6 protein-coding genes are annotated in these 8,816 nt (G+C 59.2%); 5 read left to right on the forward strand and 1 reads right to left on the reverse strand.

Going from position 1 to position 8,816, the window contains the following annotated elements:
• Positions 1–181: 181 nt before the first annotated feature.
• Both B2A78_RS18370 and B2A78_RS18375 read left to right on the forward strand, forming a co-directional pair.
• Entirely contained in the window at positions 182–2,725 is a 2,544-nt protein-coding gene (locus B2A78_RS18370; protein WP_077731479.1) for a bifunctional YncE family protein/alkaline phosphatase family protein, read from the forward strand.
• 817 nt (positions 2,726–3,542) lie between these two features.
• The gene (locus tag B2A78_RS18375; RefSeq protein ID WP_077731480.1) at positions 3,543–5,552 is read left to right on the forward strand and encodes a TonB-dependent receptor; all 2,010 of its coding nucleotides are present in this window, start codon (positions 3,543–3,545) and stop codon (positions 5,550–5,552) included.
• Positions 5,553–5,716: 164 nt separating this feature from the next.
• Here the strand turns inward: B2A78_RS18375 and B2A78_RS18380 are convergent, their stop codons facing one another.
• Positions 5,717–6,934 (reverse strand): MFS transporter, encoded by a 1,218-nt coding sequence (locus B2A78_RS18380; RefSeq protein ID WP_077731481.1) that lies wholly within the window; start codon positions 6,932–6,934, stop codon positions 5,717–5,719.
• Between the two features lie 714 nt (positions 6,935–7,648).
• On the opposite strand from B2A78_RS18380, the gene B2A78_RS18385 reads away from it, so the two are divergent.
• The 3 genes from B2A78_RS18385 to B2A78_RS18395 all read left to right on the forward strand — a co-directional run.
• Positions 7,649–7,888, forward strand: a complete 240-nt coding sequence (locus B2A78_RS18385; RefSeq protein ID WP_139841067.1) for a DNA-binding protein — start codon at positions 7,649–7,651, stop codon at positions 7,886–7,888.
• Positions 7,885–8,298, forward strand: a complete 414-nt coding sequence (locus B2A78_RS18390) for a type II toxin-antitoxin system VapC family toxin (protein WP_077731483.1) — start codon at positions 7,885–7,887, stop codon at positions 8,296–8,298. Before B2A78_RS18385 ends, B2A78_RS18390 begins: the two co-directional genes overlap by 4 nt.
• Before the next feature lie 120 nt (positions 8,299–8,418).
• Positions 8,419–8,816: hypothetical protein (locus B2A78_RS18395; protein ID WP_143735217.1), on the forward strand; the 398-nt coding region annotated here is incomplete at its 3' end.

An 8,816-nucleotide genomic window follows, 5' to 3' on the forward strand; every position in this document is an offset into this window, starting at 1 on the left:
CCGGCCTATAAATATAGGCCGGGTTAATCCGGGGCAGGGATGCCCCGGCGCGGCGACAAGCCGCGTGAGCCCAGGCCGGGCGTGTACCGGGCCTGGGCGGCGGCCCGAAATACCAGGAGGGTATTTACGGGCCTGATTAATAACTTCCCCCGTACCCACCACAACGTTATTGGAAATTCACATGCAACCCAGAATAAAGATCATCGCCGGCCTAGTGAGCGGCATCCTGTCCGTCGGCCTTCTCGGTTTCGGCAATACCGCTCGCGCGGCGTCCCCCGACCTGTTGACCCGCCCCGCCGGCCCCAGCCCCGACGGTCTGACGGGCATCACCCCCAATAACTGGCAGGTTACCCCCGCCGGGGAGAAGATCCGGGTCGGCCACGTGCCCCTGGGCATGATCCTCAGTCCGGACGGCAACGACCTGCTGATCAGCAACAACGGTTACGGCCAGCACTCCCTCATGCGCATCGACCGGGCAAATCTCGCCATTCGCGATAACCTTCCCTACGACGCGCCGGAAGGCCTGTTCATCGGACTGGCCTACAGCAAGGACGGCAGGCGTATCTATGCCTCGGGCGGCCATACCAACCTGGTGCGCGTCTATGATGTGACGGAGAGCGGCATCGCCGAAACCGGGCAAATCCAGGTGGATCCCCGCCGCAAGGGCGGCTTCATCACCGGCATTGCCCTGTCGGCCGACGAGAGCCGGCTGTTCGCGGCCAACCACCAAGGCGGGGACGTGGCGGTTTTAGACCCCATCGCCGGCACTGTCACCCACCGCATCCCGATGGGTAAAAGCGCCGACCCCTACAACGCCAGCATGTTTCCCTACGGTGTACTGCTCGGGGCCGACGGCAAGAAGCTCTATGTGTCCAACTGGAAGGAAGGCAACGTCGCCGTTGTGGATGTGAATAAGCCGGATTCCGCTGCCGTGACCAAACGCATCGCGGTGGGCCAGCACCCTAACGCCATGGTCTTTAGCCCCGCCGGCGACCGGCTGTACGTGGCCAACGCCAACAGCGACAACGTTTCCGTGATCGACACCGCCACGGATGCCTGGCTGTTCGACATCGACGTGCAGCCCTACAAGAACGCCCCGTCGGGCAGCACACCCAATGCCCTGGCCGTCTCCCCCGGCGGCGAGACCCTCTACGTGTTGAATGCCGGCGAGAACGCCGTGGTGGTGGTCGATCTGGAAGATCAGAAAAAGGATCCGGAAAAACGCTATCGGGTAAGGGGCCGCATCCCCACCGGCTGGTACCCGACGGCGCTCAGCATCAGCCCGGCCGGCGACAAGCTCTACGTCGCCAACTCCAAGGACGTGGGCTTGGGCCAGAACGCCTATCCTCAGACCTATATCGGCGACCAGATGATCGGCTCGCTATCGGTGATCGACGTCCCTGACCAGGGCACGCTGGAACGCTACACCCGCCAGGTCAACGAGAACAACATGGTGGCCCGCGGCAAGGCCGTAACGGCGGGCGGCAAACTCGGGGAAGCCCATGCCCACTCCGGTATCCTCAAGCAGCTACCCATCCAACACGTGGTTTATATCCTCAAGGAAAACCGCGCCTATGACCAGATCTTCGGCGATCTTCCGAAGGGCAATGGCGACCCGAGCCTGCTCATGTTCGATGATCGGAGTGCCCCCAACCATCGCCGTCTGGCCCGCGAATTCGTGCTTCTGGACAACACCTACTGCGATGCGGAGATCAGCAAGGACGGCCACGAACGCTCCATGGGAGGAAACGCTACGGACTATACGATGAAGGTCTGGCCGAGCGACTACTCCAGCCGCGGCACCCTGATCAACCGGGCACTGATCGCCATCACCAATGTGCCCGGCGGCTACCTGTGGGACGCCGCCCGGGCGGCCGGCATCAGCTACCGCTCCTACGGCGAGTACGTGATCAACGGCAAGACATACCCCGACGGCAGTTACGAGCCCGCCACCACCCGCATGCCCGCCCTGGTGGACCACTTTTCGCCGATGTACCGCACCTACGACCTGAAGCACATGGACATCAAGCGGGCCGAGGTGTGGCTCGAGGAGTTCGAGACCCATAAGAAGAACGGCGGCTTCCCCAACCTGTCCATCATCAGCCTGCCCAACGATCATCTCGCCGGCACCAGCCCGGGTTATCCCACGCCCCAGGCCATGATGGCGGACAACGATCTGGCCCTGGGACGCATCGTCGACGCCATCTCCCATTCCCGATTCTGGCCCAACACGTTGATCATGGTCATCGAGGACGATACCCAGGACGGTTTCGACCATGTCGATACCCACCGCACGCCGGCCTTGCTCATCAGCCCCTACGTCAAGCGCCAAGCCGTCGACAGCACTCACTACAGCACCGTATCCATGATCCATACCGCCGAGGTATTGCTGGGTCTCAAGCCCATGAGCCAGTTCGACGCGGCCGCCAACACCATGGATCGCAGTTTCACGACCAAGCCCGATTTCACGCCTTACGAGCATGTCGTACCGGCCCAGGATCTCTATGAAATGAACCCCGCCTTGGCTTCCCTGCAAGGGGAAAAGCGCCAGCTCGCGGAGCGTTCGATGAAACTCGATCTGGCCGAAGTGGACGCCGCAGACATGCGCGAATACAACGAGATTCTTTGGAAGGCGATCAAGGGCAGCCAGCCTATTCGGCCTCTGAGCCGCCAGCCGCGTGAACCCGGCATTCGGGAAGTATTGCTGGTCTCACGGACCGACTAACAACGTCAGCCACACAAGCCGACCCTCGCGCAGGGTCGGCATTCTTGCCCGTGAACCAGATCCCAACCGAAGTTCCTGTTCTGACGCCCGCAACGGGCGCAATCGACCTCCCGTATCCGCCTTGTGAATCCCTGTTCTGCTTCGTCGGAACCGATTCCTATCCCTATCCCGGAAATGAAGCCGCGGCGCTCCTTTTCATTCTGCGCGCATGTTCCCTCATCCTGAGAATGCAATTAACACGAATTTGTAACCGAGTTGTAAGCACGTTGACACGCTAAGCCGGTAAGTTCCACAGGTGCCGAATCTAAGGACATTTTGCCCGCACGAGTAGCGGCATGGATGCGCTGGACAAACGCCGCGTTGGCATTTTCGACCGGATCGATGCTGGGGAGATCCGTTCACCTCTAAGTACATTCCGCAAATATTTGCGGAATCTCGACTGATTGGCTTGATTGGCGGGGTTGTCCTGCAGGTTGCCTATGCCGCAAGACTTCCCTGAATGTACTTAGAGCGTTTTCCATCCCGGTGTACGGATTCGTGCCAGGAGGGGAGAACGTAGGTCGGCAATCCCTTGCCGACAAAGCCCTTCGCCGAGCCGATACGTCGGCAAGGGATTGCCGACCTACATATCCGAATCCCTTCACCGATTCGGAAAACGCTCTAGGCGGCTGATGTCGTGCGCGCCGCTGGAAGGACGGACAGTCTGCGTTCCGGTGAGTGCATTGGCAGGACGTGCGTGTACTGAAGCCAAGACGAGACGAACAGACAGATACCTTACGGTATCACTGTTCCGGGAACCAACAAGTAGAAAAATGCGATGAACTTTGTGCGTTCTGGTTTGGCGCTGGCCATCCTCGTGTGCGGTTACGCACTCGCAGATCAACCGCCGACGATGCCTGCCATCGTAGTCACCGCGACTCAAAGCGAACGGGATTCCTTCCTGGTCCCACAGGCCATAGCGAGCATAACTCCGGAATTCATCGACCATTCGCTGCAATCCATGACCCCCGATCTGTTCCGATTCACGCCGGGGGTATACATCCAGAAGACCAATCAGGGCGGCGGTTCGCCGTTCATCCGTGGCCTGACCGGCAAACAGGTGCTGATCCTGGTCGACGGCGTCCGGCTGAACAACTCGTTCTATCGGTTCGGTCCGCACCAGTATCTCAATACGATCGATCCGAACATCATCGAACGCATCGAGACCGTGCGGGGGCCGTCCTCGGTACTCTACGGCACCGACGCGCTGGGTGGAGCCATCAACATCATCACGCGCAAACGCTCCGACTTTTCCAAACCGCTCGGCTATAACGGCCTGCTCTCCGCCCATTACGAAAGTGCCGCCGACGCCGGCGTGTTCCGTGGCGAGGTGGAGGGCAACTGGAACCAGCTCGGCTTGATCGCCGGGGCAACCGGCAAGCTGTATGACGACCTCGACGGAGGCGGAAATCTTGGCCGACAAGTTCCCAGCGGGTACGACGAAAGCGACGCGGACCTGAAACTGAACTACCGACTGGACGAAAATCAGGAGCTGATCTTCGCCGGCCAGTATACCCGCCAGTTCAACGTCCCCAAGACCAGCGAAGTGACCCTGGGCGACAAGCTGAAATTCGATTACGAGCCGCAGGAACGCCGCTTCGGGTACCTGGAATACCGGGCGCGTCAGCTTGGGGTCTTCGACGGCGTACGTATCAATGCCTCCTACAACAACCAGCGCGAAGGGGAACAAGTGATCACGAGGCGCAACCCTGCCATCGAAACGCTGGAACTCACGGATGTCGACACTGTCGGACTCTCCCTGCAGCTGAAGAATCGGATCTTCGGCGACCATGACCTGACCTACGGGGCCGACTACTACCATGATGATTATCAGACCCGGAAAGTCGAGCGAAACCGGGTGACGGAGTCCGAACGCAAACTGACGCCCGGCACGCCGGATGGCGCGACTTACGAACACTGGGCTTTATATCTTCAGGACGAGGCGCACCTCCTGGATTCGCTTGAAGGCGTATTCGGCGTGCGCTACAACCGATACGAAGCCCGCGGCGAGGTGACCGATCAGAGCCTCCGCTTCGAGACGGATGCCGTAGCCGGCAATATCAACCTGGGTTACCGGCTCACGCCCGCTCTCAACCTGGTGGGCGGGCTGGCGTTCGGCTTTCGCGCACCCAACATGGAGGACTTTTTCGGCCGGGTGGACTTCTTCAGCGAGATACCCAATACCTCGCTGAAACCGGAAGAATCCTTCTCCAAAGAAATCGGCCTCAAATATCGCGATGAGGTCCTAAGTGCCGAGATATTTTACTTCCATAGTGACTATGAAGGATTTATCGATCGGGTTACCGTAGGCCGGCGGGCCGACGGCGCGCCGATCCAGCAGCGCCAAAACATCAATGACGCCGAAATCCAGGGCGTGGAGGCCAGTGCCGAATATCCCTTGAATGCTCAATGGCTGGTCGGCGCAACCCTGACCTGGACCGAGGGACGTGACGCGAAAACGAAGGCCCCGCTGCGACGGATTCCCCCGCTCAACGGTGCGGCCCGTCTGGTCTACTACCCCATGGATCGCCTGTGGATCGAGGGTTCGGTCTGGTGGGCCGACAATCAGGACCAACTCGCTAAGGGAGACATCGAAGACCCGCGCATCGGTGCCGGAGGAACGCCGGGATACACTGTGTTCAACCTCAAGGCGGGTTATACGCCGCATCCCCAACACGAGCTGTTGCTGGAACTGGAAAACCTGACCGACAAGAAATACAAGTCGCACGGATCCGGCATTTTCGCTCCCGGACTCAACGTTTTGGCGACCTACCGATTTAGGTTCTAGCCCGCGTTTGTTCATCATCGCGTTGTGGGTATTGATGCTCCTCCCGCCATCGGCCGCTCAACCGATCCTGGTGCATGCGACGTTCAAAACCGCGGTACGGGATTCGGTGTCTAGGTCTCGATGTGTCCGGAAAATTCGATCGCAAGCCATGAACACTTGGACGATCACGCTCGGCGTGCCCGAACACCGCTTCGGAGCAGGATGACAACCAGCGCAGCCGCGCTGAATATCGCCCCGGCAACGAAGGTGAATGCGGCGCCGAACTGGTCCCACAGCAGTCCGGCTAACGCGCTGGCCAGGAGCATGGCGAGTCCGCTCATGAGGTTGAAGAAGCCATAGGCCGTGCCTCTCAAGTCCGCTGGCGCGGTATCGGCCACCATCGTCGCCAGCAGCCCTTGGGTGATGCCCATGTGCAAGCCCCACAGGGAGATGCCGAGCCAGACCCAGGTCCAGTGGTCGCTGTAAGCCAGCGCGACGTCGGCACCGACCAGGACGACCAAACCCAGCGCAAGCAATTTAGCGTGGCTCATGCCGTCCGAGAGCTTGCCGAAGGGATAGGCCGACAGCGCATAGACGACATTCATCCCGATCAGCACCAGTGGGGCGAAGGCAATCGGCAGCCCGCCCTGTTGGGCACGCAGGATGAGGAAGGCTTCGGAGAATCGCGCCAGGGTAAACACCGCCCCGATCCCGACCACCCACCAGTACGCTGCAGACAGCCGGCGCAGGTTTTCCCGTCGGATCGGATTGATGGCACGGTGTTCCGACTTGTCCCTTTTCGGCTCCTGTACGCCGAAGAACAGCAGCGCGACGGCGAGAAACCCAGGAATGATGGCCACCCAGAACACGGCGCGGAAGTCGTTCGCCCAGACAAGCATCAGCCCCATGGCGAGGAGCGGGCCGAGGAAGGCGCCCACCGTGTCGAGCGACTGGCGCAGGCCGAAGGCCGCGCCGCGCACCTCGGGCGGCGCGATGTCCGCCACCAGCGCATCGCGGGGCGCCCCGCGGATGCCTTTGCCGACCCGGTCCATCAGCCGCGCGGCGAGCACTAGACCGGAACTCGTCGCCAGCGCGAACAGGGGCTTGGATACCGCGCCCAGACCGTAGCCGAGGACGGCCAGGGGCTTGCGTTTGCCCCAGTAGTCCGACAGGGCGCCGGAGAAGACCTTGACGATCAGCGCGGTGGCTTCCGCCGCCCCCTCGATCAGCCCTACCACAAACGCGCTTGCGCCCAGGGAGGTAATGAGAAAGACCGGCAGCAGGCTATGGATGAGCTCGGACGAGATGTCCATGAGCAGGCTGACGAAACCGAGAGCCCAGATGGCCGCCGGGATGCGGGCGCCCGACGGCGATGCTATTGCGGATTGATCGAGTCGATTCATTCGCTGATGTGTTCAAAAAGGGATCACGCCACGGAATACGAGCGATAACGGGACGTTCATGCGGCTATTCAAGGATATTCACCTGGCCAGTCGTCGGTCCGCGACGGCCCCGGATCCGGGTCAGCACCCACTCGTCCCACGGGTCCTTCTGGAGGTGGACTTCGTAGTACCGGGCCTCCTTCTCCCATCGGAGCCAGAGCGAGTCTTCGGCAGTGATGTCGTTACTCATGGCGGCCCATTGCGGACTTAGGAAAGGATATACAGGCTGATGAATTCACCTGCAAGATCGATTCCTGATCAAACTCTTCCCGATAGCGCTTCGCACGATCATTTCCGCTTATTTATTCAGCAGAACTTTCCGTAATTGATGCCAAAAGTGAAAAGTCTTTGCCGCCAATTCCGGCCGAATCAGGGCTGACTAGGCAGCAATCCGGCCATCTAACGCGTCGTAAACTGGAAAGTTTGATGCCCCGGAAGAATCGAGGATTCCGGCTTACAACCCCAGCAGAGATCCTTGGAAGCCACACATTAGCGACAGATTAAGTGTCGTCATATCGCAGCGTCGTTCCCACTGGGCCGACTTACAGTCATCTTCGAAGGTTTGGGCGATTCCTGGCAGCTACCTCTCTGCTGACAGTAAACCTGAAATCCACGTCGTCTTATTAAGTCGGGAGTGGTGGTATAATGGTGGCATATCACCACCAGGAGGCAGCCATGCCTGGCATCACTCTCAAGAACATCCCCGACACGTTATATCAGCGGTTAGTGGATATCGCTCGACAGCATCATCGAAGTCTTACGAAAGAAATTCTTTTCGCTCTCGAACGGCATGTTCAACAGCCGTCCCACGACAAAACCGAACTGCTGCAGCGCATTCGGGCGGTACGTGACCGTTACCCCCCGAATATTAGTGAAACCGATGTGGATAGCTGGAAGGAGGCCGGCCGGCCATGATTTTGGTCGATACCAATCTGCTTGCTTACTTGCTGTTGCCAACCCCTCATACGGCTAAGGCCGAGGCAGTTCTGATCAAGGATCCCGATTGGTTCGCACCCCAACTTATCCATTCCGAATTCCGCAATGTTCTCCTCGGCGCAGTTCGTCGCGATAATATCGCCCGGAGTGATGCCGATAGTTTTTTGGCTCGAGCGCAAGAAGTCATTACGGTACCCGAAGCAGCCATCGACGGACCTGCAGTGTTCGATCTTGCAATAGAAAGTGGCTGCAGCGCATACGATTGCGAGTTTGTGTGGCTCGCCCGCTATCTGCGAATCTCGTTGGTAACGGCAGACAAGAAAGTGCTGCATGCGTTTCCGGGACGGGCGGTAGCAATCGAACAATTCCTGGGTACAACGACCCCGTGAAGTATTCAAATGGACAACGGTGGATGCCACCCCAACAGAAGTGTTCGGTGCATTAGGTCGAACGCAGAAACCAGCGGTGAGGACACCCGGACAACGTCTCCAGTGTGATGAAAAATCAGAATGTTAAACGTATTTAACTTTCGCGATACCTTGATCGAAGGGTATCGCACCTTCTCTCGCAGTTTTGTTCGAATCGAAGTCACCGATATCCGCGATGAAGTCGAGCGGCAATATGCAGAAGGCCGTTATTGGCCGGAGCCACTCATCCAGATCAACCCGAACTATCAGCGCAAAGGGACTGTCCAGCAACTCGCTGCAGAAGGACTTCTCCATAAGGTCTGTGCAGAGATATTTCAAATCGGGAAGACTGAAGGACAAGTCCTGCCGTTACAGCTTTACGCCCACCAGATGCAAGCAATTGCCAAGGGCCAAAATCGGCAAAGCTATGTCGTCACAACCGGCACCGGTTCGGGCAAGTCGCTTTCGTTTTTCATCCCGGTGATTGATCGGATACTTAA

It is taken from the genome of Methylocaldum sp. 14B, assembly GCF_002005105.1.
Classification (GTDB): domain Bacteria; phylum Pseudomonadota; class Gammaproteobacteria; order Methylococcales; family Methylococcaceae; genus Methylocaldum.